Raw genomic sequence first — 25873 nt, 5'->3', positions numbered from 1 at the left:
CTCAGGCGACCGCCGGCGCCGGCAGCCACTCGCGGAGGGCCGCAACGACCTGATCCGGTGCGCTGAGGTTGGGGCAGTGACCCGTCGAGTCGAGGACGACCAGGGTGCTCCCGGGAATCCGAGCATGCACGAACTCGCCCACCTCGAGCGGGGCGATGACGTCCTCGCGGGACTGGAGGATCAGGCAGGGCACGCCGACGCGGGCGAGGTCGTCCCGGTTGTCGGAGGTGAAGGTGACCCGGGCGAAGTGCCGCGCGATCGTGGGGTCCGTGCGGCAGAAGCTGTTGGTCAGCTCCTCGCCGAGCTCCGGCCGCTCCGGGTTGCCGATGATCGCCGGCGCCATCGCCGCCGACCAGCCCAGGTAGTTGCTGTCGAGCGAATCGAGCAGCTCCTCGATGTCCTCCGCCTGGAAGCCGCCGCGGTACGGCGCATCGTCGACGTAGCGCGGTGACGGCCCGACCAGGACCAACCCCGCGAAGCGATCCGGCTCCCGTGCGGCGGCCAGCACCCCGATCATCGCGCTCACCGAGTGCCCGACGAACACGACGTCGCGCAGGTCGAGCTCCTCGCAGATCTCCAGGACGTCGCGTGCGTACCCGTCGAGCGAGGCATAGCGCGTGGGGCTCCAGGCCGAGAGGTCGGAGCCGCCGGCCCCGACGTGGTCGAAGAGGACCACCTGGTGGTCGGGCTCGAACGCCGGGGTGACCAGCCGCCACATCGACTGATCGCAGCCGAATCCGTGGGCGAACACGAGCGTGGGGCCACCGGCGCGACCGGCCACGGTCACGCGGTTCCGGGTCCTGACATCCACCCGGCGAGTATTGCAGCGTGTCCGTGCGCCACCAATCAGCTCGTGCATCTCGGCTCGTGCGTCGGTCCACGCCTCGAACCCGCCCGGATTGAGGCGCCGGGCACATGACGGTTGCCGGCATCGTCCTCGTGGCATCCAAAACGTTGGCCCTCGCCGGCAAGCGTCGGTAGCGCCCACGACGAGGAGGACTGGTCGACATCACGGCCATTCGAATAGGTACCGCCGTTGCCGGCGGAGGCCCGAGCTGCGACTGCCGCCTCGGGTCGGAACTGGCTTCGTCCGAGGGACTCCGGCTCCGAGAGGCCGCGCTCCCGGGGGCCGTGCGGTCGCTGCGGCGGTCGTTCCGCCGGTGGGCTGCGGCGAGCGGAGCCGACGAGGACACCGTGGACGCGATGGTCCTGTTGACCGACGAGGCCGTCACCAACGTCGTCGAGCACGCCGCGCGCGAGCAGCCGTGCACCGTCGAGCTCCTCGCCGGTGCGAGGGGTTGCAGCGACGGCCTGACCGTCACGGTGCAGGACGACGGACGGTGGCGCCCACCGCCCGAGGATCCCGGCTACCGCGGCCGCGGGACCACCCTGATCGCGCGCCTGGCCGACCGCTCCACCATCACGACGTCCCCGCACGGCACCACGGTCCGGATGTGCTGGAGCACCCGGCGGCCCGGAGCCGACGCAGCCTGAGCTGCCTGCCGAACTCCCCGTCGCCGTCCTCAGCGATCGTCACCGACCCACGCCCGGACGTAGCGGCGGACCCGGCGGAGCTCCAGGACGTTGTCCGCGTCGTCGAGGTGGACCCGATAGGTGGCCATGAAGTCGGTGGACTCCGGGACCCGCCGCAGGTCGACGACCTCGACGTCCAGCACCCACACCTCGCCGTCCCGACGCAGGGCCACGACCTTCTCGACGTCCTTGCCGGTCAGCTCGGCGACCTCGGCCAGCGCAGTCCGCGACACGGCGTGCACACGCTCACGGGAGAGGGCCATCCCGCCATGCTCCTCGCTCGAGCGCGCGTCGGATCGCGCAGGTGACGGTCGCCCCCACCCGGAACGGTCGCCGGCCTACGATCCGGTGCCCCCGCCGCCGGCCCGCTCGGCGCGCAGTCGGGCCTCCTCGCGCTGCACCTCGGCGCGGAGGCTGCGCTCGCGGCGCAGCCACTCCGGCTGTTCTTCCTTGAGCGCCGTGATCTGGGCGGTGGTCAGCGGCTCGGTGATCTCGGCCCGGGCCAGACCGGAGATCGACACACCGAGCCGGTCAGCGACGACGGGGCGCGGGTGCGGGCCGTCGCGACGCAGCTCGCGCAGCCACGCGGGCGGGTCGGCCTGGAGAGCGTCGAGCTCGTCGCGGGAGACCACGCCGTCGCGGAACTCCGCGGGCGTGGCGTCGAGGTGCACGCCCAGCTTCTTCGCCGCCGTCGCGGGCTTCATCGTCTGCGTCGCCCTCTGCCGCGTCATCGGCCCAGATTATCGGGCCCCACCGGCCGCTAGCCTGAGCCCGTGACCGAGCCGGGCGAGACCGCGTCCTTTCGGCTCGGCTATGTCCCGGGAGTCACGCCGGGCAAGTGGGCGCGGATCTGGGCCGAGCGTCGTCCCGACGTCCCCCTCGAGCTCCTCGGCGCGGCCACGGACGACGTGGTGGACCGGATCCGGGCCGGCTCCATGGACGCCGGCGTGGTCCGGCTGCCGATCGACCGGTCCGGGCTGCACGCGATCCCGCTCTACACCGAGACCACCGTGGCCGTCGCGCCGAAGGACCACGTGCTCACAGCGGTCGACGAGGCAGGGCTCGACGATCTGGACGACGAGATCGTCCTCCGTCCCCGGGACGACACCCTCCCCTGGCCCGACGACCTCCCGGGCCATCCCCCGGCGTTCGAGGCCACGACGACGGCCGAGGCGATCGAGCTCGTCGCCGCGGGTGTCGGCCTGCTGGTCCTCCCCCAGTCGCTGGCGCGCCTGCACCACCGCCGGGACCTCGCCCACCGGCCGGTGACCGACGCGCCGCAGTCCAGCGTCGTCCTCACCTGGCCGGACGCGGAGAACAGCGAGCTGATGGAGGAGTTCATCGGGATCGTCCGCGGGCGCACCGCCCACAGTTCCCGCACCCCCCGCCGTCAGGACGACCCGGCGCCCGGCGCCAGACCCGCGAAGAGGGGACCCACCCGGCGACGGGCCGCCCGTCGTCGGTGACCACCGGCGCCTCTGGTGACCGATGCTCTCCGAGCACTACGGTCCGGCCATGTTCGACGGTGACGAGATCGTGCTGGGTCCCCTCCCCAAGGGCATCGTGCGCGCCGGGGAGGGTCAGCACCGGCGGGTGTGGAACGTGCTCGGCCACACCTACTGGGCGCGGGCCGTCAGCGAGTCCAGCTTCGCCTTCGAGACCCTCGACCCGCCCGGCACCGGAGTGCCGCCCCACGTCCACCCCACCCAGGACGAGCACATCCACGTCCTCGACGGGGTCTTCACGCTCTACCTCGACGGGGAGTGGGAGAAGGCGGGCCCCGGCGACACGGTGCTGATGCCGCGCGGCCTCCCGCACGCCTACTACAACCGCACCGAGGCCGACTCCCGAGCCCTGTTCTGGGTGAGTCCCACCGGGAAGCTGGCCCACCTGTTCGACCAGCTGCACGACCTCTCCGACCCCGCCGAGGTCGTGCGGCAGTCCGCGCTGCACGACGTCGAGTTCCTCCCGCCCGGATCGGTACCGGGCGCCTGATCGCCGTTCCTGCGGACCTCACGGGATCACGGGCGCCGCGAGGTGTCCCAGCTCGCGACGTGCACCTCGGCGACCTCGTTGGGGCCGACCTTCCAGCTCGGGTGCCGGTCGAACACCAGCGTGTCGTGACCGGGGACGATCCGGTCGACCTCGCCGTCGAGGTAGTCGTGGATCTGGCCGTAGGTCATCAGCATCGAGTAGGTGTTCCCGTTGGTGTAGCCGCTCGGCCACATCTCCTCGACGTTCGAGTACCACATCACCGCGTCGCCGGCGACGACGTAGCGCCCGCCGGAGGTCTCCACCGAGATCCATTGGGTGCCGAAGGTGTGACCGTCCTTCGACAGGTGACCGCGGATTCCGGGGGCGAGCTCGTGGTCGTCGCCGACGAACTTCAGACGCTGATCCCGGGCGAGCTCGCCGAAGACACGGGCGTCGTCGCGGTCGAACGACGAGGTGATCCAGCTCTCCTCGCCCAGCGGGGTGTAGAGGTCCGGGAGGGCCAGGGCCTTCAGCCAGCCCTGGTACTCCTCCCACTGCACGTGGACGTCGGCGTTCACGAACGCCCCGACGTTGTTGGCGTGATCGAAGTGCATGTGGGTCAGGAAGACGTTCTCGATCTGTTCCGGGCGCACCCCGACCTTGTCCAGGACCGCCTCCGGGGACTCCCAGTCGTAGAACCCGAACCGATGGATCCACTTGTCGGCGTGGAAGCCCGCGTCGACGAGGTGGTGGTGCACCACGCCGGTCGCATCCTGCCCGCTGATCAGCACGTAGATCATCGGCGAGGAGGAGACACCCTCCCCGCTGTGGATCGGTACCCCTCCGAAGAACTCACGCGGCAGGTCGACGTGGGAGAAGCACAGAGGGCGGATCGAGTAGTCCATGGCGGCCTCCACCGGTGATCGGACGCCCCCCGGTCGACTCCGGCATCCCACCGCGCGCGGCGACGCCCGGTCGAGCGCGGTGTCCGGCGGTGCGGGACACGCCCTGCGGCGTCGAGCCGCGGCCCGGGCGCGGAGGTCTGCCGAGGGTGACCGGGTGGCACCGGGGCCTGCGGCGTTCTTCTCGTTCCGTGAGCACGACCTCGACGGGCGTGGGACGTCGACGAGCACCTGCAGTGGCCCGCGGGACACCCCGCCGGCCTGACGGCAGCCGACATGGGGCGCGTGAGCGGGGCCTGGCAACGCCCCGACGAGGCGCCCCTCCCGTCAGCCGTTCGCTTCAGCCGTTCGCAGCATCAACGGCCTCGATCACGCTGAGGTCGTCGCGGACCGCCCAGTGCTCCGTGAGGTGCTCGCCGTCGGTGGCGAAGACGTGGAGCTGCTTCCAGGCGACCTGCGCGCCGCTCGGCGCCCGGTCCCCCAGCCAGGGCATCCCGCGGCCGACGTGTCGACCGTGCAGGGTCACCCACACCGCGATCCGCCCGTCGTCGAGCCTGCCCCAGCCGTGGAGCTCCGCGCGACGCTCGTCGAAGCTCGCCTCGATCCAGCTCCAGACCACGTCCCAGGTCTCCGGCCCGCGTCGTCCACTGACGTGGTCGTGCAGATCGCGCCGCATCATCGCCTGGAACCCGGGCTCGCCGTGCGCGATCCAACCGGCGTAGGCCTGCGCGACCTGCTCTGCGTCGAGCACGGACCCACTCTGGCACGGGTCGCCGCCCTGGTCACCGTCGCGACCGAGCCAGCGCGAGCTCACCGCCGATCGGAGTCTTGCCACGGCGGCAGCCTGGGTTTTTAATCGAGTGCGCAATTAACAATGTTGTTTGGTACGTCCCGGGGGTGCCGTGGCCACCGACCAGCTCAGCCTGACCTTCGCCGCGCTCGCCGACCCCACCCGACGCGCCATCCTGACCCTGCTCGCCGACGACGAGGCAACGGTCAACGAGGTCGCCGCGCAGTTCCCCATCAGCGTCCCGGCGGTCTCACGACACCTCAAAGTGCTCGAACGCGCCGGATTGATCGTGCGCAGCCGGGAGGCCCAGTGGCGGCGCAGCCGCCTGCAGGCCGAGCCGTTCGACGACGCCGTGGCGTGGATGCAGTCGCGGACACGGACATGGCAGGCCCGCATGGACCGACTCGAGGCGCACCTGCGCCGCCAAGGAGCCCACGATGAGCGAACAGACCCCGACGACGTCTGACCAGCACATCCTGATCACCCACGTGTTCGACGCGCCCCGCGAGCGGGTGTTCCGGGCCTGGACCGACCCCGACGCGCTCGCTGCGTGGTACGGCCCGGCGCACGTCGAGACGCCACGCGAACGCATCCGGATCGACCTACGGGTCGGCGGACGCTACGAGCTGACGATGCTGATGCCCGGCGGAGGCGAGTTCGCCATCGGCTACGAGGTCGTCGAACTCGTCGAGCCCGAACTCCTCGTGCTGCGCTCCGATCCCATGCCCGAGATGGGCATGCACGAACCCACCGTGCTGCGGTTGGAGTTCCACGACCACGGCCCCAAGACCCGGATGACCCTCAGCGACGGGCCCTACCCCGCCCACGGCCGCGGCGGCGCCGAGGCCGGCTGGACAGCCGCCTTCGAGAAGCTCGAGGCGCAGCTGGCCGAGTGAGCAACAGAGGACCACGCCGTCCTCGTGCTGTGGGCAGCGACCGGTCGGGGCAGCCCCCGTCCGCCTGCCTGAGCCGACCACATCCCCACCCAGAGGACGCACCCACCGCGACCCGACTGAGCGCCATCCCGCGTGTCCTGCTCGATGCACCGGTCTCGGCGACGCCTCCACGACGGTGACCCCGGCGTCACGCACGCAGGTCGGTGGGGCACCATGCCGGGCGGTTGACTCAAGCAGCCGCACTACGACGGCCCCGCGACGGCAGGTGGCTCTTCCCGAGCGGGGTCGTCGCTGCGACGCAGATCAGCGCACTCCGAGCAGGTGCTCGAGGGCGAGGCGCTGCACGTGGGCGAAGCCGTAGCCCTGGGTGCGGGCGCGGTCGATGTCGAAGTCCTCGTACGCGCTGCGATCCGCCAGCAGGCCGGCGTAGCCCTCCCCCTCGCCGAGGGTGGGCCGGGCGAGCTCGGGGACCCCCGCGGCCGCGAGCGCCTCCTGCACCTCCGGGTCCGCGCGGAACGCCCGCGCCTTCGCCCGCAGAGCGAGGTAGGTCTCCATGTTCGCCAGCGCCGACTCCCAGACCCCCTCCATGCTCTCGGTGCGCAGCGGCTTGTAGTCGAAGTGGCGGGGGCCGTCGTAGCCCGGCCCGCCGCCCGGGGAGCCGTTGTCCAGCAGGTCGACGGTGGAGAACGCCTGCAGAAGGTCGCCGTAGCCGAAGACGAGGTCCTGGTCGTAGCGCGGGCCCTTCTGCCCGTTGAGGTCGATGTGGAACAGCTTCCCGGCCCACAGCGCCTGCGCGATGCCGTGGGTGTAGTTGAGGGTCGCCATCTGCTCGTGCCCGGTCTCGGGATTGATCCCGACCATGTCGGCGTGCTCGAGCTCGTGGATGAACGCCAGCGCGTGCCCGATCGTGGGGAGCAGGATGTCGCCGCGGGGCTCGTTGGGTTTGGGCTCGAGCGCGAACCGCATCCCGTAGTCGTTGTCGATCACGTACTGCGCGAGGGTGTCGATCGCCTCGCGGTAGCGGTCCAGTGCGGCGCGGACGTCCTTGCCGAAGTCGACCTCCGAGCCCTCGCGCCCACCCCAGAACACGTAGGTGTGGGCGCCGAACTCGGCGGCCAGGTCGAGGTTGCGCATGACCTTGCGGATCGCGTACCGGCGGACGCTGCGGTCGTTGCTGGTGAACCCGCCGTCCTTGAACACCGGGTCGCCGAACAGGTTCGTCGTGGCCATCGGCACCACGAGACCGGTCTCGTCGAGCGCGCCCCGGAACTCCCGGACGACCTTCGCCCGCTCCTCGGGGCTGCTGCCCGGCGGGATGAGGTCGTCGTCGTGGAAGGTGATGCCGTAGGCGCCGAGATCGCTGAGGCGGTGCACCGCTTCCACGGCGGCGAGCACCGGGCGGGTGGCCTCGCCGAACAGGTCGCGAGCCTGCCAGCCCACTGTCCACAGGCCGAAGCTGAACTTGTCCTCGCGGGTCGGCGTGGCCATGGGCCATCCCCTCTCTCGGCGTCCGGGGCAGGATCTCGTCGGGACGCCGACCCGGCAACCAGCAGACCGCACACCACCGTCCCGCACACCACCGAGGAGCAGCCTGATGAGCACCGGATATCTCTGGCACGAGGTCTTCGGCTGGCACGACACCGGGACGGGGACGCTGTTCCCCGCCGACCCCGCCGCCGGTCACCAGCCGATCAGCCACCACGTCGCCCACCCCGACACCAAACGACGGATGCACGAGCTGATCTGTGTCTCGGGACTGATCGACCACCTGACCCGCATCACCGGTCGGGAGGCGACGCGCGAGGAGATCACGCGCGTCCACACCCCCGCCCATGTCGACCGCATCGCGGCCGAGAGCGCGCAGCCCAAGGGCGGCGACGCCGGCGACGGCATCTCCCCCTTCGGCAAGGGCGCGTACCGCATCGCCGCCCTCGGAGCCGGCAGCGCCATCGCCATGACCGAGGCCGTCGTGCGCGGCGAGATCGACAACGGCTACGCCCTGGTCAACCCGGCCGGCCACCACGCCCTGCCCGAGACCGGCCTCGGGTTCTGCATCTTCAACAACGTCGCCATCGCCGCGAAGCACGCGCAGGCGGTGCTCGGGATCGAGCGGCTCGCGATCGTCGACTGGGACGTCCACCACGGCAACGGCGCGCAGGCGATCTTCGCCGGCGACCCGTCGGTCCTGACCGTCTCGCTGCACCAGGACCGTTGCTTCCCGCCGAACTCCGGGCTCGTCGAGGAGCGCGGCACGGGTGCCGGCGAGGGCTACAACGTCAACATCCCGATGCCCGTCGGCTGCGGCGACGGCGCCTATCAGTACGCCGCCGAGACCGTCATCGGCCCGGCACTCGACGCGTTCCGACCCGAGCTGATCCTCGTCGCGTCCGGCTTCGACCCCAACGCCATGGACCCGCTGGCCCGCCAGCTCGTGACCACCCGCGGCTTCACCACCCTGACCCGCACGGTCATGGACGCCGCCGAGCGGCACTCCCAGGGGCGCCTGGTCCTCACCCAGGAGGGTGGCTACAGCCCGGTCTACGTGCCCTTCTGCGGTCTCGCGACCATCGAGACCCTCGCCGGGGTCCACGTCCTCGACGACGCCATCCTGCCCGTCGTCGGCGGCATGGGCGGCCACGACCTCGAACCCCACCAGCAAGCCCTGGTCGACCGCGTGGCCACCCACATCGGCGACATCGGGTCCCCGGCGTCGGCCTGACCCGACTCCGGCTCTCAGGCGTGCTGGCGGTTCACCGCGAGGTCGTGGAGGCGGCTCAGGCACTCGGTGTTGCGCACACGGACGGCGGGAGCCTGCAGGGCCGCCGGCATGAACCAGCCGGGGCCGCTGTCCGCGTACTCGTACATGGTCACCTCGCACCGATCATCGCCGAGCGGGTCCACGGTGATCTCCACCCGCGCCGAGCCGATCACGAACGCACGGGCCTGGAGGACCAGCCGGCTCCCCGGGTCGACCTCGAGCACCTCGGTGTCGTCACTGATCTGCAGAGGCCAGACGCCGGCGCTGTGGTGCAGCTTGGTGCCGACCTGCGGCCATCCCTCGTCCACCGCGCGCATGTGGGTCGCCCCGACCACCCACAACGGATAGAGCCAGCCGTCGGCCAGGACCGCCCACACCTGCTCGCGGCCACACGGCATCACCATGCAGGCTTCCGGTCGGAACACGAGGACCTCCCCCGGCGCCGTCCGGCACCGTGACGCGGATGTGGCCCGACAGGTACCTGAACCACGAGCAGGAGAAACGTCGTGGCGGCGATCGGTGGTCGTGAGCGGGTTTGCCGTCCGGCCTCGGCCGTTCATCCTCCGGGCCACGCCGGAGGAGAGGCCCGCGGCGTGGGCGGAGGAGGACCGATGACCGACCTCGACCAACGGCAACATTCGAGATCGGTGGACGGCAGTCGCCGCACCCTCGTGGTGGGCCTGCTCGCCGACCCGGACACACCCGCCGAGGTCGCCGCGAAGCTGGTCGACACCCTGCCCGACATCCTCGGCGCCCGCGTCGACAGCGAGGTCACCTGGGACGTCCGCACCATGACCCACTCGGTCACCGCCTCGGTGCAGGACCCCGAAGAGGTCCTCGGCGCCGTCGCCGAACAGACCGCCCACACCGAGTGGGACATCGGGGTCTATCTCACCGACCTGCCCATGCAGCACGGCGAGCGCCCGATCCTGGCCGACCTCGACCACGACCGCCGTGTCGCCGGGCTCTCCCTGCCCGGCTTCGGCCCGTTCCTGCAGCACCACGAGGTCCGCAACGCCATCGTCCGCCTGGTCTCCGACCTCACCGGCACCGCCGACGCCGGCCTCGAGGCCGGAAAGCACCACCCCAGCCGCCTCGGGCGGGCCGTGGCGCGGACCCTGCAGCCGGTCCACCTCGTCCACGACGACGGCCGACACACCCGCCGCTACGTCACCACCCCCTGGCGCGGGCGGGCCCGGCTGCTCGCCGGCATGGTGCGCACCAACCAACCCTGGCGCCTCGTCGTCGGCATGCGCAGCGCGCTCGCCGCCGTCCTGGGCACCAGCGCCTACCTGACCCTCACCTCCACCACGACCTGGCTGCTCGCCACCCGCCTCGGCGCCGGCAAACTCACCCTCACCCTGCTGGTGGCGGTCGCCCTCATGGTCGCCTGGATCATCGGCGCCCACCACCTCTGGGAACGCGCTCGCGACCCCGGTGAACGGGAGGAGACCATCCTGTTCAACGCCTCCACCGTGATCACCCTGAGCATCGGCGTGTTGACCATGGCCGTCGCGGTGTACGTGCTCACCCTGCTCGGGTCGCTGTTCTTCCTCGAGCCCTCGGTCCTCGGCTCGAGCCTGGGCCGCCCACCCACCCTCGGCGACCACCTCGCCCTGGCCTGGCTCGCCACCGGCCTGGCCACCATCGCCGGCGCCCTCGGCTCCGGGCTCGACAGCGAGGACGCCGTCCGCCGCGCCGCCTACGGCTACCGCGAGCGCCAGCGCCGCGAGGAGATCGGTCAGGACGAGGAGGACAGCGGGGGCTCGTCGTCGTCCTGACCGGCGCCGGAGGGTACCGCGACTGCAGGGGACGCGAGATGTCGCCGGCGGCTCGGAGGACGAACGAGCCGCGAAGCATCTGGCCGAATACGGACGACCTCTCGCGGACGAAACTTGACCCGAGACCAGTGAGAGAGAACCGTAACGGTGCCTGGCTCGTCGAGAGCACCGACCGTTGCCCCCGGCTCCGGTCGGTGCAGGAGCCGAGTGGGGGCGGCCCAGACCCCGTCATCCCCCCGACGTTGGTCTGGGCTGCCTTCCCGCGTCGTCCCGCGCGACGTCGCGGCCCCGGGCTCTGCCGTGCGGCAGCACCCAGCCCGGTCAGGCGGTCGCGCGCGCGGCCTCCCCGATCAGGTCCGCGACGGCATCGGGCTGCGAGACGGTGACGGCGTGGGACGCCGTGATCTCCACGGTGTGCGCCCCCGCCCGCTCGCCCATGAACCGCATGGAGGCGGCCGGGATGGCGAGGTCCTCGGTGGTGACCAGGTTCCAGGACGGGATGGCCTTCCAGGCGGCCCTCGTGGCCGGCTCGTCCAGCGCGGCCGAGGTGATCGGTCGTTGGGTGGCCGCCATCAGGTCCGTGACCTCCTCCGGGACGTCGGCGGCGAACACCTTCCGGAACTCCTCCTGCCTGATGTAGAGATCGTTGCCGGTACCCCCGTCGGGGAGAGGGAACGGCACGGCGTCGAGAGCGGCACCCAGCCGGGCGCCGGGGAACTTCCCGGCCAGCTCCGACGTGCTCTCCCCTTCCTCCAGGATGAAGCTGGCGACGTACACGAGCGCCCGGACGGCCGGGTGACCGTCGGCGGCCTCACTCATCACCGACCCTCCGTAGGAGTGGCCGGCCAGCACGACCGGGCCGGCCACGCCGTCCAGGACGCTCCGCACGTACTCGGCGTCGGTGTGCAGGCCGCGCAGCGGGTTGGCGACGGCGACGACGTGGTGTCCGTGCCCCTCGAGGTTCCGGATCACGCCGTTCCAGCTGGAGGAGTCGGCGAACGCCCCGTGGACCAGCACCACCGTCGGCCTGACGTCCGATGGAGGCTGCTCGTCCGAGGAGCTCCGGGTGCCCTCACTCCGATCATCTGTACTCATGACCTCACGGTCGGGTCTCCCCCGGGGAGAGGGTCAAGGAGGCGGACGACAGGCCGGCGCCCGCTCAGCCGCCCGCGGACCGGTCGAGCGGCACCGTGCTCTGCACCAGCACCTCGGGATCGCGCACACGCCGCACGAAGCTCGGCCGCCCCGACAGCACCACCGCGCCGACGACGACCCACTCGAGGATCACCGCGATGAGCGGCAACGTGTCGTCCCCGCTCGTCGCCGTCAGGGGAAGGGCGAAGACGTTCATGCTCGCGTGCAGGAGCACGGCGATCAGGACGCTGCCGCGGGTGCGCAGGAAGACCCACGTGAAGATCATCGCCTTGGCCATGAGGTCCGCGACGAGCAACCAGAGGGGTCGTTGGTGGAGCGCCGCGCCGGGCGTCCACACGAGCGGCAGGTGCCACGCCGCCCACACCGCGCCCAGCACGAGACTCGCGACCAGGGGCGTCTGACGCGACAGCAACCGGGGCAGGGCGAAGCCCCGCCAGCCGAGCTCCTCCCCCAGCCCGTCCGTGAGGGCCGCGACGAGGAGGAAGACCGGCAGCGCCGCCCAGTCGCCGCCCGTGAACACGAGCGGGCCCTCGTCCCACGCAGCGCCGAGCACCGTGCCCAGGCCGGCGACGAGGGCGGCGAACACCGCGGGACCGAGCAGGACGACGGCGTACCAGCGCCAGCCGACGCGCCACCGCACCACGCGGGAGAGCAGGTCGCGGAGCGCGCCCCGACCCCCGGTCACCAGCGCCACGAGGATCGCGACCAGGGAGACGGTCCACGTCCAGAGCAGACCGACGGCACCCACCGGAGCGCCGAGTGCCCGGGGTATCCACACGGCCCAGGTCGCGCCCACGGCGAGGACGACGAAGGTGACCAGGGGATACCGGCGGAGAATCCTCATGCCGGTCCGGTGACGGCCCGCGCCGTCCCCCTCGGGAGAGGAGCCGGCGTCGTCATGACCGCACCCTGCGCCCGAGGACGTCGCCGCACCAGCAGGCCAGCCCTCGTCCGCGCGAGGGTTGTCCCCGTGGTCACGAACGCCGACGGCGCCCCAGTGCGAGTGAGGCTCCGAGCACGGCCAGGCAGATCGAGGCCGAGAGGAGGTTGACCTCGACACCCATGACGGTGTTCGCCGGCGAGTCGCTGAACTCGTCGTCGCTCAGCGCCGTGCCCGGGAAGGCAGCGGCGCCGAACATGCCCACGTGCGGTACGGACACGATCGCGGTGGCGATGACCCGATTGTGGTCCGGATCGCCGTGCGGTGAGCTCAGCAGCCTCAGGCCGACACCACCGAGCAGGGCGCTCATGACGATGTACTGCGCGTTGTGGAACTTGGCGTGCGCGGGCCAGCGGGGATTGCGCATGTGCTGTCGGGCCGTTTCCGGCAGGAGGGCGTCCACGACCAGGGCCCCGGCGGCCGTCCCCGCCGCCACCACGCCGACCATCGCACGTGACACCGTCTTCGTCGCACTCATGGGAGTTACCTCGCTCGTGATCGTGGCCCCGCCGGGGACGGCCCCGACGGATCGGCCGGCAGGAGGGTCCGGAGGAGGGCCATCGCGGCGTCGGTGAGTTCCCTCAGATCGGCGCCGTCCCCCTCGACCCATCGGGCGTACGCAGTGGCGAACACCTGCATCCCGGCGCGCGTCGCGAGTCGGGCCGCAGCCTCCTCGATTCCGCGCCGTTGCAGGGCCTGGATGAACTCGATCGCGATGTCGTTCTGCTTGATCAGCTCGCGTTCCAGCAGTCCCGGGTTGGCCGCGATCACGGCGTGACGCCGGCGGTGGACCTCCCTGCCGGGACCGGTCCAGTCGAACTCCGTCAGGGCGGTGATGACCACTTGGAGCGGCTCCGTGATCTCGGGGGCATCGAGGATCGCCCGGACGAGCGCCGCGCGGATGCGATCCGACTCGGCGAACAAGACCTCGCGCTTGTCCGGGAAGTACCGGAAGAACGTGCGTGTGGTGACACGCGCGCGGTCGGCGATCTCGACGACGCTCGTGTCCTCGAACCCTTGTTCCTCGAACAGCTCCAGGGCGGCCTTCGTGAGTCGGTCCGCGCTGCCCTGTTCCCAGCGGGGCATGGCCTCCCCCTCGCGCTGTCCACGTCACCGCGACTCCGATGTCGCGGTGTGACATCGAATGTAGCACATGATGTCACACCATGACATCAGGTCGTTCTCGGCGAGGCTCCGGAGTGCTGCGACGGCGGGAGGCCGTCCTCCCGAGGAGCCTGCTCCCCTACCGCCGCCGTGCGGGGACGCTGACCACGGTGAGGACCGCGGCGAGGAGGTAGCCGGCGGCGCCGATGGCCATGAACGTGGTGACGCCGACGGGCAGCCCGGCCGCGGCGACCAGCGACCCGGCGATCGCGACACCCGCGGCCGACCCTGTCTGCCGGGCTGTGTTGAGGGTCGCCGACGCCGTGCCGGCGTAGTCGGCCGGGGCGGCGCCCATGACCGTCGACGTGGCCCCGGTGAGGGTGAACGACGTGCCGAAGCCGCAGGCCACCATGGCGAGGACCAGGACCGCGTAGCTCGCCGCGTCGCCCACCACGGCCCACAGCGTCAGGCCCAGGCAGGCCGTCAGGAGGCCGACGAGCATGAGCCGCTGGTGGGGGAAGCGGTCGGCCAACCGGCCCGACAGGGCGGAGGCCACCATCGTCACGGCCATCGCGGGCAACAGGGCGAGCCCGGCCAGCGCGGCGCTGAAGCCCTCGTGCTGCTGGAAGTAGACGCTGGCGGCGAAGATCATCCCGTAGAAGCCGAAGTTGAACAGGAGTCCGATGGCGGTCCCGCCCACCAGCGGTCGGGATCCCATCAGGGGCCTCGGCAGCGGGGGGTGGGCGCCGTAGCGCTCGCGCAGGACGAACCCGCCCGCGGCCAGGGCGGCGACGACGACCCCGGCGATGACCGCAGGTCCCCGGATGCCCTGGCGACCCACCTCGTTGAGGGCGGCGATCAGGGCGGCCACGGTCACTACGACGGCGGCCTGACCCAGCGGATCGATGACCCGCCGGGGGTCGCGTGGCGACGGTCCGACCGTCGCGAGCGTGGCCCCCAGGCAGAGCAGTCCCACCGGGAGGTTGATGACGAAAACCCAGCGCCACCCGACCGTCGAGGTCAGGACCCCGCCCACGAGCGGGCCGGCGGTGGCGGCGACACCCGCGATCGCGCCCCACAGCCCGAACGCGCGCGCCCGGGCCTGCGCCGTCGGATGGACCTGTTGCAGCAGCGCCAGCGAGGCAGGCACCAGCAGGGCCGCGCCGCACCCCTCGACGAGACGGAACACCGTCAGCGTGAGGGCGTCGCCCGCAACGACGCAGCCGAGGGACGCCCCGGTGAACACGGACACCCCGAGGCAGAACACGCGGCGGTGCCCCCAGCGGTCGCCGAGCGCCCCACCGAGCAGAAGCAGGCCCGCGAACGCGACCGAGTAGCCGTCCACGATCCACTGCAGGTCCGTCAACGACGTGGCGAGCTCGCGCCCGATCGCGGGCGCCGCCACGTTCACGATGGTCACGTCGAGGATGACCATGAAATAGCCGCTGCAGACCGCCAGCAGAGGCGCCAGGGCGACCCCGGCACCGGGCTCGGCGGGGTCACCCACGGAGCCCCGGCTCGCTGTCACGCCGGCATCCTCCACCCGCCACCGAACGATTCATCCGCCCCGACATCGTGTTCGGCGAGGGGCTGGTGACGAGTGCCGGCCCGGCGTCGGTCAGCGCAGGGAGCGGAACGCGGCGCGGACCTCGGTGGAGAAGAGGGCCGGCTCTTCCCAGGCGGCGAAGTGACCGCCCCTGTCGGCCTCGCTGAAGTAGGCGAGGCCGGGATAGACGGTCTCGGCCCAGCTCCGCGGGGCAGCCCAGATCTCGTCGGGGAAGGTCGTGAAGCCGACCGGGACCGAGACCGGCGGAGGAGCGTGCCCCGCTGCACGGGCGACGAACTGCCCGAACTCCCAGTACCACCGGGCGGCCGAGGCGCCGGTGCCCGTGAGCCAGTACAGCGTGATGTTGTCGAGGACGCTGTCCCGGGTCAGATGGCCGACGGGCTCGCCGTCGACGAACGCGCGGGAGATCTTGTAGTAGCTGTCCGTGTCGTGGTCGAGCATCCAGGCCGCCAGCCCGACCGGCGAATCCAGCAGTGCGTAGCCGATCGTCTGCGGTCGGGTGGACTGCTCGAGGAAGTAGCCGAAGCCGTCCGTCGTGAACGTGGTGAGCGCATCGAGCGCCGTCCGTTCCGGCTCGGTTCCCGCCGGCAGCATGTCCTTGATACCGATCGCCCCGGCGAGCAGGTTGACGTGAATGCCGAGCAACCCCTCGGGTGCCTGGCGTCCCATCGCGTCGGTCACGGCGGCGCCCACGTCGCCGCCCTGGGCGACGTAGCGGGTGTAGCCGAGGCGGACCATCAGCTCCGCCCAGGCCCGGGCGATGCGGCCGGCGTCCCAGCCGAGCTCGGTCGGCTCGCCCGAGAAGCCGTAGCCGGGCAGGGACGGCAGCACCAGGTGGAAGGCATCCGCCGGGGTCCCGCCGTGCGCGGTCGGGTCCACCAGCGGGCCGACCGCGTCCAGCAGCTCGACGACCGAACCGGGCCAGCCGTGCGTCATGATCAACGGCATCGCGTCCTCGTGTCGCGACCTGACGTGGATGAAATGCACATCGACGCCGTCGATCGCGGTCGTGAACTGCGGAAGCGCGTTCAGCCTCGCCTCGCAGCGCCGCCAGTCGTACTCGCTCCTCCAATAGCGCGCGAGTTCCCGGACCGTCTCCCGTTGCACGCCCTGCGAGCGATCGGACACGAGTTCGCGGGTGGGCAGACGTGTCGCCAGCACGCGTCGGCGGAGGTCGTCGAGGTCCTCCTGCGCGACCTCGACGCGGAACGGGTGCACCTCGGGTCGGGTGCCGGTGGGGATCGGGGTATCGGTGGGTGCCGACATGGCATCTCCTGACAGGCAAACAGCGGATGGCGTCGAGGTGTGCCCCCTGTCGGCATCGAGACGATTCCGTTGAGCCCGAAATTCCCCCGGCAAGACTCGAGGGACAGCTCACGAGGGCGCCGGCTCGCCGTCCTGCGACGCCGCCGACCGCCAAGAGGGCGCTACGCCGACACGAATGCGACGTCGCGCGCCGATCTCCGCGAGCACTGACTGCGGTCGCCGGACACGCCGACAGCAGAATCGGAGGGAGTCGTCCTGGCCCTTACGTCACTCTCTCCGAGCAGACCCGCGAATGGGGAACCGTACTCCTGGACGTCCGCCGGCAGGGAGGATTCGACGCCAGGAGGGAACGTGTGCCGATGCTGTTCGACTCGTCGGCGGCACCCTCTCTCCTCCATCGGAGGGAGGGAACGAGAATTCGCGCACGCGGAGTGCCGGAAACGACACGCTCGGGCACGAATTTCACCGATCGGTTTCTCGATGTCGGTCGCTGACAGATCGCCCGACCGGTCGGCGGCTGTTCGGCGGTAGGCCCGAGCAGTTCGCGGCCGCTAGCGTTCGCCGGCGCGACACGTGGCGCATCCGTCAACGCAGGGGGCGGCGCCGGTGTTCGGCGCCCATGACCCCGGTGCCTCCTCCCGGTCTCCTGCGCGCGTCCCGGAGCGTGCATGTCTCCCACCGTCTCCGCTGCCGTCGTCACGAGCCGCATCGAGGCCGAACTGATCGCCGGCTTCCTGCGTGACCACGACATCCGTGCCGCCGTGGCGGCGGACGACGCCGGGGGCCAGGAGCCCGAGCTGCAGCTGCAGGGAGTCCGCGTCCTCGTCGACTCGTCCGACGAGGACGCCGCGCGTCGTCTGCTGGCCGCCGTCGAGGCCGGCACCGATCCGGGCGATTAGCGCCGCTGACCCGAACCCCACCGCGACGGGAGCGCCGGCCTCCGTCGCAGGACCGCAAGGAGCACGTCATGGCCACGCGCGCAGCAAGCACGGCGACCGCCGAGCGGGAGATCCGTCCCTTCGCGATCGACGTCCCCGAGGAACAGCTCACCGACCTGCGGCGTCGCATCACAGCGACGAGGTGGCCCGACCGGGAGACGGACCCCTCGCAGGGCGTGCAGCTCGACACGATCCAGGCGCTGGCCGACTACTGGGCGACCGAGTACGACTGGCGCGCCTTCGAACGCCGATTCGCCGCCCTGCCGCACTTCGTCACCGAGATCGACGGCGTCGACATCCACTTCATCCATGTCCGCTCCGAGCACGCGGACGCGATGCCGCTCCTCGTCACGCACGGGTGGCCGGGCTCGACGATCGAACAACTGAAGATCATCGATCCGCTCACCCGCCCCACGGAGCACGGTGCGAGCGCGTCGGACGCCTTCGACCTGGTGATCCCGTCGCTGCCCGGCTACGGGTTCTCGGGACGGCCGACCGAGACCGGCTGGGACCCCGTCCGCATCGCCCGGGCGTGGGTGGAGCTGATGGGCCGGCTCGGCTACACGAGGTTCGTCGCGCAGGGCGGCGACTGGGGCAACGCCGTCACGGAGCAGATGGCGCTGCTGAAGCCGCCGGGGCTGCTCGGCATCCACACGAACATGCCGGCGACGGTCCCGCCGGAGATCTCGAAGGCGCTCGCCGTCGGCGACCCGACGCCGCCCGGCCTCACTCCGGCCGAGGAGAACGCGTACGAGGTCCTCGCCCACTTCTTCGCGACCGGCGTGGGCTACGCCGGCGAGATGGCGAACCGGCCGCAGACCCTCTACGGCATCGCGGACTCCCCCGTCGGCCTGGCCGCGTGGATGCTCGACCACGACGTCCGCAGCTACGAGCTCATCGCGAGCGCCTTCGCCGGACGACCCGGCGGGCTCTCGCGGGACGACGTCCTCGACAACATCACGCACTACTGGTTGACCAACACCGGGATCTCCTCGGGGCGGCTCTACTGGGAGAGCAAGCTCGCCTTCTTCGACGTCAAGGGCGTCGAGGTCCCGGTCGGCGTGACGGTCTTCCGCGACGAGCTCTACCCGGCTCCGAGGAGCTGGGCGGAGCGGGCCTACCCGCAGCTCATCCACTTCAACGAGATCGACGAGGGCGGCCACTTCGCCGCCTGGGAGCAGCCGCAGGCCTTCGCGGAGGAGATGCGGACGACCTTCCGGTCGTTGCGGTGACCAGGACCGCGGAGCTCCCGGTCGAAGGGGTGCTCCCGCCGCTCGACGGGGCGACCACGTGGCTGAACTCCGCACCGCTGACGCCCGAGGGCCTGCGCGGGAGGGTCGTCGCCGTCCAGTTCTGCACCTTCTCCTGCATCAACTGGCTGCGCACGGTGCCCTACGTGACGGCCTGGGCCGAGGACTACGGGCCCGGGCTGGTGGTCGTGGGCGCCCACTCCCCGGAGTTCCCGTTCGAGCACGACCCCGAGAACGTCCGACCCGCGCTCGCCGCGATGGGCATCGGCTACCCGGTGGCCGTCGACAACGACTTCGCGATCTGGCGCGCCTTCGACAACGCCTACTGGCCCGCCCTGTACGTCGTCGACGCGCAGGGACGGGTCCGGTACCACCACTTCGGCGAGGAGGCCTACGAGCGGTCGGAGCGCGTCATCCGGCAGCTGCTCGCCGAGGCGGGGAAGGACGTGGACCCGGACCTGGTCCACGTCGAGGCGGACGGGGTGTACCTCGCCGCCGACTGGCCGCGGATGGGCTCACCGGAGACCTATGTCGGCTACGCCCGGGCCACCGGGTTCGCCTCGCCGGGCGGGCTCGCCCTCGACCGAAGCCGGGTCTACCCCGAGCCTGCGCGGCTCCGGCTGAACCAGTGGTCGCTCTCCGGCGCGTGGACCGTGGGCGGTCAGGCCATCGTCCTGGACGAGCCCGGCGGCCGGATCGTGCACCGGTTCCGGGCTCGGGACGTCAACCTCGTGATGGGCGGCCGGGCGGACGGTGGGCCGGTGCGCTTCCGGGTGACGCTGGACGGTGAACCACCGCGCGCCCGCCGGGGCCTCGACGTCGACGAGGACGGCTCCGGGATCGCCCGCGAGGAGCGGCTGCATCAGCTGATCCGGCAGGACGGGGCGATCCGCGAGCGGACCGTCGAGATCACCTTCGCCGACGCCGGTGCCCGGGCGTACGTGTTCACGTTCGGCTGAGGGGCGAGGTCGCCGGCCGGGCGCACGCCTGACGCGCCGTCGAGAACGACCCCGGCCCCCGCCGCGTAGGCGTAGGTTCGGGGAGTCGGCCCCGAGGGCCGGCGTCCGTTCTCCGGGCACCCGCGATCCGGGCGAGCCCGTGCCCCCGACCCCGTCGCTCACCAGTGGTAGCGGCGGGGTCGTGTCGTGAGGTCTCCCGCCGAGGTCGCCGACGTCGTGGTCCTGCTCGCCGGTGGGCGGGCCGGCACGTCACCGGTTCCGACGTCGTCATCGACGGCGGCCTGGTGACCACCTCGTGACAGCGACGAGGCGAGCGGCTGCCCGTCTCAGTTCGACGGCTGCTCGAGGGGGCTGCCCACGGTGTCCAGGTGCTGCCGGAGGATGGCCAGGGTCCGCTCGCCGACCTCCGACGGCACGGGCCCGGTGTCGTCGAGCTGCCGCTCGTGGTCGTCGAGGACCCGACGGGCGGCCTCGACGAGCGAGACGCCGCCGAACTGGGCCGTGAAGTCGAGGCTCACGGCCGCCTGCTCGGTCGGCACGCCGAGCACGACCGCCAGCACACCCTCGGCCCGGTGGACGGTCGCCTGCTCGCGCGCGACCTCGGTGATCTCGCTGATCTCCATCGACAACCCCGACGTGCTCGCGCCGCGACGGAACGCGGCTGGTGGTCGGCGGGGGCTGGGCCGAGAGATCGACACCGCCACCATCGCTCATCTCCGGCGTCGATGCCACCCGGTGTGCGGTCGCGCACGACGTCTCCACGCGGACGATGCGGCCACGGGACGCCGGGACGACGGGGGAGCGCGGATGGACGGGCGACGGGTGATCCTGACCGCGGGCGCGGCCGCGGACCGCACGGTCGCTCGATCTCCGGCCAGGTGCTCCCGACCGACGGGGACTCGAAGGCCGCCCGGTGATCGTCAGGCGGCGTCGACCCGTCGGTAGCGGATGTGCGTGGCCAGCGGTGAGTGGAGCACCTCGACGGGCTCGAGATCGAAGGAGTCGGCGCCCTCGAACATCCGCTCGCCCGCGCCGAGCAGGGTCGGGGCGATGTCGAGGGTGAACTCGTCGATCACGCCGGCGTTCAACGCCTGCCGGACGGTGGAGGCGCCCCCGGCGATGTCCACACCCTGGTCGCCCGCGGTCTCGGCCGCCCGCGCGTAGGCGGCCGCGAAGCCCTCGGTGACGAAGTGGAACGTCGTCCCACCCTCCATCTCGATGGGCTCGTGGGCGTGATGGGTGAGCACGAACACCGGCGCGTGGTACGGCGGCTCGGCGCCCCACCAGCCGCGCCAGTCCTCGTCCCACTCCCCGCGGACCGGCCCGAACATGTTCCGGCCCATGACGTAGGCCCCGCGGGGGCGCATGAGCCACCCGGTCGCGATCTCGTCGGCCTCGTTGGCCCGCGGGTCGCCGATGTGCCACCCGTGCACCTCGATGCCGCGCTGCCCGAGCGGGTCGTCCCGGCTCTGGTCCGGCCCGGCGACGAAGCCGTCGAGTGAGATCGACATGTGGCAGGTGGTGTCCGACATCAGCGCTCCTGGGTGATTGCGAGTTGCAACCGGTCGGAGCACGGTAGCAGCTGGACCCGCCCAGCCGACGCGGAAGGCCGAGGACGGCTCGACCGTCGCCGACCGGCCACGGCCGGGCCGTCGATGGTCAGCGCAGCACCGCCTCTACCCGATGGTCCCGAGGGTGTTCGACGCGCTGCTCGTGCCGATCGAGGACGCCCCGTCACCGGTGCGGGGCCCGGAGTCCGGCACCCCGGCGTACTCGGGCAGCTCGGGGCCGGTGACCGCACGCTCGATGAGCTCGGTGAACCACTCCGAGGTGAAGTCCGGGGTCGGTGCGGGGTCCGGCCCGGGGACGTCGCGGGTCTGCGCGTTCAGCCGGCCGATCTCCTGGTTGGCCTCGACGAACGAGCGCATCCGCGCCTCGTACCCCGCGAACCCGGCCTGCGGCTCCCATCCGGCGGCGGCCAGCTCCCCGGCGAGCACGTAGGCGCCGACCAGGGCCAGCCCGGTGCCCTGCCCGGACATCGGCGACGAGCTGAACGCCGCGTCCCCGAGCAGCCCCACCCGCCCGCTCGACCAGCGGTCCATCACCACCTGGGCGACCTGGTCGAGGTAGAAGTCCGGGGTGTCGTCCAGGTGCTCGAGGATGCGCGGGGTCCACCAGCCGTAGCCCGCCATCCGCTCGCGCAGCAGCCGCTTCTGGGCGGCGACGTCCCGGTGGTCGACGTCGTGGTCGGCCGCGGGGAAGGAGAACATCGCCATCGCCTCGTGGGCCTCGTGGATGGGCCGCAGGCCGGCGGAGCGCCCGTTCTCCTGGTACTCGATCAGCCAGCGGTCCAGGCCGAACTCGTTGGGCACGCTGTAGAAGGCGAGCACGTGACCGAGGTGGCGGACGAACCGCTCACGCGGCCCAAAGACCATCGCCCGCAGCGCCGAGTGCAGCCCGTCGGCCCCGATCACCAGGTCGACACGTCGTCGGTCGCCGCCCTCGAAGGCCACGTCGACCCCGTCCGCGTCCTGGGTGAGCTCGGCGATGCGGTCGCCGAAGATGTACTCGACGTCGTCCCGGGTGTCGTCGTAGAGCACGCGGGACAGGTCCCCGCGCAGGATCTCGATCTCCGCGATGAACCCGTCGCCGCCGTCGTCCTCGGCGCTGAAGGTCTCCAGCACGTTCCCGTCCGCGTCCACGCTGTGGGCGCCGGCGGTCACGGTGCGGGCCGCGCGCACCTGCGCGTCCAGCCCCATGAGCCGGATGACCTCCTTGGCCACCCCGCGCGCGTCCACCGCCTGCCCGCCGGGGCGCAGCCCGGGGGCCCGCTCCACCACGGTGACCTCGGCTCCCCGTCGACGCAGCCAGTGGGCCAGCGCGGGCCCCGCGATGCTCGCCCCTGCCACCAACACCCTCGTGCCGCTCACTGCGCCCCCCGCTCGCCCTCTCGGACCACGGTCGGGACCCTACGGTGACCCCCTGACACCGGGGTCTCGGTGGCGGCGGCCCGGACGTGATCCGACGGGAGGGTGAGCACCTGGACGACGAGGACCTCCCGCTCTGCGCCGGCGACGTCGTGGTCGACAGCACCGGCGACCGCGTCCGGTTCCGGGCCGCCGTCCCCGCGCGCTGATGCGGGATCCTGCCGCCTCAATCCCCCCGGCACGGTGACGTTCGGCAGACCGGTCCGGGGATGACCGCACCGTGCGACGGCGTTGCACAGGAGAACGGGCCCGGGTCCCCCATGCAATCACCCGGCCCCTGTCCGACCGGACCACCGGTCAGGAGGAGCACCAGATGACCGACGTCAGCCCCGTCACCACCGAGGCCACCACCGGCAGCGTCCGTCTCGTGCGGGTGCCCGAGCTCGTCGGGGTGCCGGCGACCGACGCCCACGACCGCGCCCTCGACGCCGGCGTGCTCGCCGTCGCGGAGAACGCCACCCACACCGCGAGCGGCCGCAGCCTCATCCACCGCCAGGACCCCGACCCGGGCGCCGAGGTCGAGCACGGGGCGATCGTGCGGATCTGGGTCAGCTCCTGACCCGGTAGCCACGCCGGGGGCTCGAACCGCAGCCCCCGGTGGGGCACGATCGCAGGATGTGCCGCAACATCCGGGTCCTGCACAACTTCGAGCCCCCGGCCACCGACGCCGAGGTGCACGAGGCGGCCCTGCAGTACGTCCGCAAGATCAGCGGTGCGGCCCGGCCCTCGAAGGCGAACGAGGACGCCTTCGCCCGGGCCGTCGCCGAGGTCACCGCGAGTACCCGTGTACTCCTCGACGAGCTGGTGACGACGGCCCCGCCGAAGGACCGCGAGGTCGAGGCGGACAAGGCACGGGAGCGGGCCCGCGAGCGCTACGCCCGCTGATCGGCCCGCAGCCACCTCACCGCGCCCTGCTCCGCGGGCCGGGACGGCGCTGGATGACGCGTTCCGACGACCTCGGCGCCGCGGTGGGACTGGGCTCCGGCCCGATGGGCTGAGGCTCGACGGGCTCCGGCTCGGTTCGCTGAGGCTCGACCGTCGCGGCGGGCGGCGGCGCGTCCTCGGCCCGGTCGCGCCCGCGGGGCAGGCAGCACTTCTTGTACTTCGCCCGGGAGCCGCACCAGCACGGGTCGTTGCGGCCCGGGGGCCACGGGAGGCGGGGGCCGGGCTCCGGAGCGGTGCCCGCGTCGTCCTCGTCCGCCAGCATCGCGGCGAGCAGCTCCGGGGTCGCGACCTCGACCTCCAGGACCTCGCCCTCGGCGTCGGCGGCCTGCAGCTCGCCCTCGATGATCGCGCGGTGGGCGTCCCAGTCGCGCCCGAGCTCCCCGGCCGCCTCCGGCTGGGCGGCCAGGAGCTGGGTGAACGCCGCCTCCGGGAAGAACACCAGGTCCGGCGCGGCGTCGAGGTCGTCGGCGAGCGTGTCGTACTCGTCGGGGACGCGACCGAGCCCGGCGCGGACATCGCGGCGGGTCATGACCAGCTCGTCCACCACCGCCGCGACCTCGAGCTGCTCCTCGGAGCCGTCGGTCGCCCGGTCCTCGCGCTCCATGGCGGTGAGCATGGCGGCCGTGACCCACTGCTCGGCGAGCTCGGCGCGCCCCGTCTCCGTGAGCGCCTCGGCGACGGGTCCCACGGCGTCGACGTCGCGGTGCAGGAGGGGTCGCAGCGCCGCGAGCGCCGCCATCCCCTCGTCCTCGCGTCCCAGACGCAGGAGGCGCTCGGCGTGGATCGCCTGCAGCCACGTCGCGTCGACGGTCCCCTCGCCCGTCGTGGCCGCCCGGGCCGAGAGGGCGAGGGCCTCCTCGTGGTCCCCGGCGAGCTCACGGGCCTCGGCGGCGAGGCTCAGCGCGTAGCCGGCGTCGTCGGGGTCGGCCAGCCGGCCTGCCTCGACCGCGGCGACCAGCTCGACGGCGAAGGGCCGTGGATCGCGCGCGGCCTGCGCGTCGGCGCCGATGCCGTCGAGGTCGTCCGCGGTCAGGAGAGGAGCCACCGGCGCAACCTAGTCCCGGCCCGCCTCGTCCCGCTGGCAACGGCACCTCGGCGCTCGGGCCCCCCGGGACAGGACCGGTCGGCGTAGGGTCGATCGCCCCGGCGGAGTTGGCCCCGGACCTCGGCAGACCCCGCCCCTTTCTCGTTGGGCGGAGTTCCCGTGAGCGCCTTGTTGATCTCCCTCGTCGTGGTCGTCCTGGTCCTGCTGGTGCTCGTCACGGCGAGCGTGCGGATCGTGCAGCAGTTCGAGCGGGGTGTCGTGCTGAGGTTCGGGCGCCTCCTGCCGGACATCCGTCAGCCGGGCCTGCGCCTGCTGGTGCCGTTCGCCGACCGGATGGCCAAGCTCTCGGTGCAGACGGTCGTCCTCGACGTGCCGTCGCAGAGCACCATCACCCGCGACAACGTCACCATCGGGGTCGACGCCGTCGTCTACTTCCGCGTCCACGACCCGGTGCGAGCCGTGATCAACGTCCAGAACTACCTGCAGGCGACCTCCCAGGTCGCGCAGACCTCGCTGCGCTCGGTCATCGGCCGCGCCGACCTGGACACGCTGCTCTCGGACCGCAACCGGATCAACGGCGAGCTCAAGGACGTCATCGACGCCCCCACCGAGGAGTGGGGCATCAGCATCGACCGCGTCGAGATCAAGGACATCTCGCTCCCGGAGGGCATGCGGCGGTCGATGTCGCGCCAGGCCGAGGCCGAGCGCGACCGGCGGGCCCGCGTGATCCACGCCGACGGTGAGCTCCAGGCCTCGACCAAGCTGTCCCAGGCCGCCGCGGCGATGGGCGAGACGCCGGGCGCGCTGCAGCTGCGTCTGCTGCAGACCGTGGCCGACGTGGCGTCGGAGAAGAACAGCACGCTGGTGATGCCGTTCCCGGTCGAGCTGCTGCGCTTCTTCGAGAACCGCAGCGTCGACCCGGTGCCGACGGCCGCCGCCACTCCGGCGCCGGTCCCCGCACCGGAGCCGGACGTGGACGCTCCGGCCGCTCTCGGGGCCAGGGCGACGACGGACGCGCCGAGCAACGGCGCCGCCGTCCCGTCCCCCGGCACCGACCTCCCGGACCCGGGCGAGCGCTGACCG

Annotated in this window: 30 protein-coding genes; 13 read left to right on the top strand and 17 right to left on the bottom strand. The window is 72.2% G+C overall.

Going from position 1 to position 25873, the window contains the following annotated elements; translation table 11 throughout:
* Position 1: 1 nt before the first annotated feature.
* Complete coding sequence (locus tag OG774_RS28890) at positions 2 to 859, bottom strand: alpha/beta fold hydrolase (RefSeq protein WP_328305761.1); 858 nt, start codon at positions 857 to 859, stop codon at positions 2 to 4.
* Positions 860 to 999: 140 nt separating this feature from the next.
* On the opposite strand from OG774_RS28890, the gene OG774_RS28885 reads away from it, so the two are divergent.
* Positions 1000 to 1494 (top strand): ATP-binding protein, encoded by a 495-nt coding sequence (locus OG774_RS28885; protein ID WP_328311201.1) that lies wholly within the window; start codon positions 1000 to 1002, stop codon positions 1492 to 1494.
* Positions 1495 to 1523: 29 nt separating this feature from the next.
* On the opposite strand, the gene gvpO is transcribed toward OG774_RS28885, so the two are convergent.
* Complete coding sequence (gene gvpO / locus OG774_RS28880; protein ID WP_328305759.1) at positions 1524 to 1796, bottom strand: gas vesicle protein GvpO; 273 nt, start codon at positions 1794 to 1796, stop codon at positions 1524 to 1526.
* A 75-nt stretch (positions 1797 to 1871) separates the two neighbouring features.
* Positions 1872 to 2264 (bottom strand): DUF5997 family protein, encoded by a 393-nt coding sequence (locus OG774_RS28875; RefSeq protein WP_274196643.1) that lies wholly within the window; start codon positions 2262 to 2264, stop codon positions 1872 to 1874.
* Positions 2265 to 2306: 42 nt separating this feature from the next.
* On the opposite strand from OG774_RS28875, the gene OG774_RS28870 reads away from it, so the two are divergent.
* Complete coding sequence (locus OG774_RS28870) at positions 2307 to 2999, top strand: LysR family substrate-binding domain-containing protein (RefSeq protein ID WP_328305758.1); 693 nt, start codon at positions 2307 to 2309, stop codon at positions 2997 to 2999.
* 49 nt (positions 3000 to 3048) lie between these two features.
* A complete protein-coding gene (locus OG774_RS28865; RefSeq protein WP_328305757.1) occupies positions 3049 to 3528 on the top strand; it encodes a cupin domain-containing protein in 480 nt (159 codons plus the stop codon).
* A gap of 26 nt (positions 3529 to 3554) precedes the next feature.
* Here OG774_RS28865 and OG774_RS28860 read toward each other — a convergent pair whose 3' ends face one another.
* Both OG774_RS28860 and OG774_RS28855 read right to left on the bottom strand, forming a co-directional pair.
* On the bottom strand, positions 3555 to 4412 hold the full coding sequence (locus OG774_RS28860; RefSeq protein ID WP_328305756.1) for an MBL fold metallo-hydrolase: 858 nt from the start codon (positions 4410 to 4412) through the stop codon (positions 3555 to 3557).
* A 337-nt stretch (positions 4413 to 4749) separates the two neighbouring features.
* Entirely contained in the window at positions 4750 to 5160 is a 411-nt protein-coding gene (locus OG774_RS28855) for a hypothetical protein (RefSeq protein ID WP_328305755.1), read from the bottom strand.
* Between the two features lie 151 nt (positions 5161 to 5311).
* Between OG774_RS28855 and OG774_RS28850 the strand changes: the two genes are divergently transcribed.
* Together OG774_RS28850 and OG774_RS28845 are read left to right on the top strand one after the other, a co-directional pair.
* Positions 5312 to 5665 (top strand): ArsR/SmtB family transcription factor, encoded by a 354-nt coding sequence (locus OG774_RS28850; RefSeq protein ID WP_328305754.1) that lies wholly within the window; start codon positions 5312 to 5314, stop codon positions 5663 to 5665.
* Positions 5637 to 6095 carry an SRPBCC family protein gene (locus OG774_RS28845; RefSeq protein ID WP_328305753.1) on the top strand — a complete coding sequence of 153 codons (459 nt, stop codon included), beginning with the start codon at positions 5637 to 5639 and terminating at the stop codon, positions 6093 to 6095. Before OG774_RS28850 ends, OG774_RS28845 begins: the two co-directional genes overlap by 29 nt.
* A gap of 303 nt (positions 6096 to 6398) precedes the next feature.
* Here OG774_RS28845 and xylA read toward each other — a convergent pair whose 3' ends face one another.
* On the bottom strand, positions 6399 to 7583 hold the full coding sequence (gene xylA, locus OG774_RS28840; RefSeq protein ID WP_328305752.1) for a xylose isomerase: 1185 nt from the start codon (positions 7581 to 7583) through the stop codon (positions 6399 to 6401).
* Between the two features lie 106 nt (positions 7584 to 7689).
* Between xylA and OG774_RS28835 the strand changes: the two genes are divergently transcribed.
* Positions 7690 to 8814 (top strand): class II histone deacetylase, encoded by a 1125-nt coding sequence (locus OG774_RS28835; RefSeq protein WP_328305751.1) that lies wholly within the window; start codon positions 7690 to 7692, stop codon positions 8812 to 8814.
* Between the two features lie 14 nt (positions 8815 to 8828).
* Here OG774_RS28835 and OG774_RS28830 read toward each other — a convergent pair whose 3' ends face one another.
* Positions 8829 to 9278, bottom strand: a complete 450-nt coding sequence (locus OG774_RS28830; protein WP_328305750.1) for an SRPBCC family protein — start codon at positions 9276 to 9278, stop codon at positions 8829 to 8831.
* A 222-nt stretch (positions 9279 to 9500) separates the two neighbouring features.
* Here OG774_RS28830 and OG774_RS28825 point away from each other — a divergent pair, with 222 nt between their 5' ends.
* Complete coding sequence (locus tag OG774_RS28825; RefSeq protein ID WP_328305749.1) at positions 9501 to 10634, top strand: hypothetical protein; 1134 nt, start codon at positions 9501 to 9503, stop codon at positions 10632 to 10634.
* 321 nt (positions 10635 to 10955) lie between these two features.
* Here the strand turns inward: OG774_RS28825 and OG774_RS28820 are convergent, their stop codons facing one another.
* The 6 genes from OG774_RS28820 to OG774_RS28795 all read right to left on the bottom strand — a co-directional run bounded on the left by OG774_RS28820 (position 10956) and on the right by OG774_RS28795 (position 16759).
* Positions 10956 to 11651 carry an alpha/beta fold hydrolase gene (locus OG774_RS28820; RefSeq protein ID WP_328311200.1) on the bottom strand — a complete coding sequence of 232 codons (696 nt, stop codon included), beginning with the start codon at positions 11649 to 11651 and terminating at the stop codon, positions 10956 to 10958.
* Positions 11652 to 11793: 142 nt separating this feature from the next.
* Positions 11794 to 12633, bottom strand: coding sequence for a CPBP family intramembrane glutamic endopeptidase (locus OG774_RS28815; RefSeq protein WP_328305748.1), 840 nt, complete (start codon positions 12631 to 12633; stop codon positions 11794 to 11796).
* A gap of 130 nt (positions 12634 to 12763) precedes the next feature.
* Positions 12764 to 13177: a DUF6640 family protein gene (locus OG774_RS28810; protein ID WP_328305747.1), complete on the bottom strand. Its 414-nt coding sequence runs from the start codon at positions 13175 to 13177 to the stop codon at positions 12764 to 12766.
* Between the two features lie 35 nt (positions 13178 to 13212).
* Positions 13213 to 13815: a TetR family transcriptional regulator gene (locus tag OG774_RS28805; protein WP_328305746.1), complete on the bottom strand. Its 603-nt coding sequence runs from the start codon at positions 13813 to 13815 to the stop codon at positions 13213 to 13215.
* A 157-nt stretch (positions 13816 to 13972) separates the two neighbouring features.
* Positions 13973 to 15361 (bottom strand): MFS transporter, encoded by a 1389-nt coding sequence (locus OG774_RS28800; protein ID WP_328305745.1) that lies wholly within the window; start codon positions 15359 to 15361, stop codon positions 13973 to 13975.
* Between the two features lie 90 nt (positions 15362 to 15451).
* Positions 15452 to 16759, bottom strand: coding sequence for an epoxide hydrolase family protein (locus OG774_RS28795; protein WP_328305744.1), 1308 nt, complete (start codon positions 16757 to 16759; stop codon positions 15452 to 15454).
* 575 nt (positions 16760 to 17334) lie between these two features.
* Between OG774_RS28795 and OG774_RS28790 the strand changes: the two genes are divergently transcribed.
* The 3 genes from OG774_RS28790 to OG774_RS28780 all read left to right on the top strand — a co-directional run bounded on the left by OG774_RS28790 (position 17335) and on the right by OG774_RS28780 (position 19813).
* On the top strand, positions 17335 to 17565 hold the full coding sequence (locus OG774_RS28790; RefSeq protein ID WP_328305743.1) for a putative signal transducing protein: 231 nt from the start codon (positions 17335 to 17337) through the stop codon (positions 17563 to 17565).
* A gap of 68 nt (positions 17566 to 17633) precedes the next feature.
* A complete protein-coding gene (locus OG774_RS28785; RefSeq protein WP_328305742.1) occupies positions 17634 to 18836 on the top strand; it encodes an epoxide hydrolase family protein in 1203 nt (400 codons plus the stop codon).
* Positions 18833 to 19813: a hypothetical protein gene (locus tag OG774_RS28780; protein ID WP_328305741.1), complete on the top strand. Its 981-nt coding sequence runs from the start codon at positions 18833 to 18835 to the stop codon at positions 19811 to 19813. The genes OG774_RS28785 and OG774_RS28780 overlap by 4 nt, the downstream gene beginning before the upstream one ends.
* Positions 19814 to 20139: 326 nt before the next feature.
* Here the strand turns inward: OG774_RS28780 and OG774_RS28775 are convergent, their stop codons facing one another.
* From OG774_RS28775 to OG774_RS28765, 3 genes are all read right to left on the bottom strand, one after another.
* A complete protein-coding gene (locus tag OG774_RS28775) occupies positions 20140 to 20436 on the bottom strand; it encodes a hypothetical protein (protein WP_328305740.1) in 297 nt (98 codons plus the stop codon).
* 297 nt (positions 20437 to 20733) lie between these two features.
* Entirely contained in the window at positions 20734 to 21345 is a 612-nt protein-coding gene (locus tag OG774_RS28770; RefSeq protein ID WP_328305739.1) for a dihydrofolate reductase family protein, read from the bottom strand.
* Positions 21346 to 21489: 144 nt separating this feature from the next.
* On the bottom strand, positions 21490 to 22728 hold the full coding sequence (locus OG774_RS28765; RefSeq protein WP_328305738.1) for an FAD-dependent monooxygenase: 1239 nt from the start codon (positions 22726 to 22728) through the stop codon (positions 21490 to 21492).
* A gap of 385 nt (positions 22729 to 23113) precedes the next feature.
* Here OG774_RS28765 and OG774_RS28760 point away from each other — a divergent pair, with 385 nt between their 5' ends.
* Together OG774_RS28760 and OG774_RS28755 are read left to right on the top strand one after the other, a co-directional pair.
* Entirely contained in the window at positions 23114 to 23359 is a 246-nt protein-coding gene (locus OG774_RS28760; RefSeq protein ID WP_328305737.1) for a PASTA domain-containing protein, read from the top strand.
* 56 nt (positions 23360 to 23415) lie between these two features.
* Complete coding sequence (locus OG774_RS28755; RefSeq protein WP_328305736.1) at positions 23416 to 23685, top strand: DUF2277 domain-containing protein; 270 nt, start codon at positions 23416 to 23418, stop codon at positions 23683 to 23685.
* A 16-nt stretch (positions 23686 to 23701) separates the two neighbouring features.
* On the opposite strand, the gene OG774_RS28750 is transcribed toward OG774_RS28755, so the two are convergent.
* Positions 23702 to 24790: an SEC-C domain-containing protein gene (locus OG774_RS28750; RefSeq protein WP_328305735.1), complete on the bottom strand. Its 1089-nt coding sequence runs from the start codon at positions 24788 to 24790 to the stop codon at positions 23702 to 23704.
* A 168-nt stretch (positions 24791 to 24958) separates the two neighbouring features.
* Here OG774_RS28750 and OG774_RS28745 point away from each other — a divergent pair, with 168 nt between their 5' ends.
* A complete protein-coding gene (locus OG774_RS28745) occupies positions 24959 to 25870 on the top strand; it encodes a slipin family protein (protein ID WP_328311198.1) in 912 nt (303 codons plus the stop codon).
* The last annotated feature ends 3 nt before the right edge of the window (positions 25871 to 25873 follow it).

Origin of the sequence: Actinomycetospora sp. NBC_00405 (assembly GCF_036044095.1) — a bacterium.
GTDB lineage: Bacteria > Actinomycetota > Actinomycetes > Mycobacteriales > Pseudonocardiaceae > Actinomycetospora > Actinomycetospora callitridis.
The sequence above is the reverse complement of the archived record's forward strand: the minus strand, read 5'-3'. Positions and strand labels throughout refer to the sequence as shown.

Bases quoted from the DNA above. Each gene is read 5' to 3' on its own strand.
- OG774_RS28890 (WP_328305761.1), bottom strand. From the start codon at position 859: ATGCACGAGCTGATTGGTGGCGCACGGACACGCTGCAATACTCGCCGG.
- gvpO (WP_328305759.1), bottom strand. From the start codon at position 1,796: ATGGCCCTCTCCCGTGAGCGTGTGCACGCCGTGTCGCGGACTGCGCTG.
- OG774_RS28875 (WP_274196643.1), bottom strand. From the start codon at position 2,264: ATGACGCGGCAGAGGGCGACGCAGACGATGAAGCCCGCGACGGCGGCG.
- OG774_RS28865 (WP_328305757.1), top strand. From the start codon at position 3,049: ATGTTCGACGGTGACGAGATCGTGCTGGGTCCCCTCCCCAAGGGCATC.
- OG774_RS28860 (WP_328305756.1), bottom strand. From the start codon at position 4,412: ATGGACTACTCGATCCGCCCTCTGTGCTTCTCCCACGTCGACCTGCCG.
- OG774_RS28845 (WP_328305753.1), top strand. From the start codon at position 5,637: ATGAGCGAACAGACCCCGACGACGTCTGACCAGCACATCCTGATCACC.
- xylA (WP_328305752.1), bottom strand. From the start codon at position 7,583: ATGGCCACGCCGACCCGCGAGGACAAGTTCAGCTTCGGCCTGTGGACA.
- OG774_RS28835 (WP_328305751.1), top strand. From the start codon at position 7,690: ATGAGCACCGGATATCTCTGGCACGAGGTCTTCGGCTGGCACGACACC.
- OG774_RS28815 (WP_328305748.1), bottom strand. From the start codon at position 12,633: ATGAGGATTCTCCGCCGGTATCCCCTGGTCACCTTCGTCGTCCTCGCC.
- OG774_RS28810 (WP_328305747.1), bottom strand. From the start codon at position 13,177: ATGGTCGGCGTGGTGGCGGCGGGGACGGCCGCCGGGGCCCTGGTCGTG.
- OG774_RS28805 (WP_328305746.1), bottom strand. From the start codon at position 13,815: ATGCCCCGCTGGGAACAGGGCAGCGCGGACCGACTCACGAAGGCCGCC.
- OG774_RS28790 (WP_328305743.1), top strand. From the start codon at position 17,335: ATGTCTCCCACCGTCTCCGCTGCCGTCGTCACGAGCCGCATCGAGGCC.
- OG774_RS28785 (WP_328305742.1), top strand. From the start codon at position 17,634: ATGGCCACGCGCGCAGCAAGCACGGCGACCGCCGAGCGGGAGATCCGT.
- OG774_RS28775 (WP_328305740.1), bottom strand. From the start codon at position 20,436: ATGGAGATCAGCGAGATCACCGAGGTCGCGCGCGAGCAGGCGACCGTC.
- OG774_RS28770 (WP_328305739.1), bottom strand. From the start codon at position 21,345: ATGTCGGACACCACCTGCCACATGTCGATCTCACTCGACGGCTTCGTC.
- OG774_RS28760 (WP_328305737.1), top strand. From the start codon at position 23,114: ATGACCGACGTCAGCCCCGTCACCACCGAGGCCACCACCGGCAGCGTC.
- OG774_RS28755 (WP_328305736.1), top strand. From the start codon at position 23,416: ATGTGCCGCAACATCCGGGTCCTGCACAACTTCGAGCCCCCGGCCACC.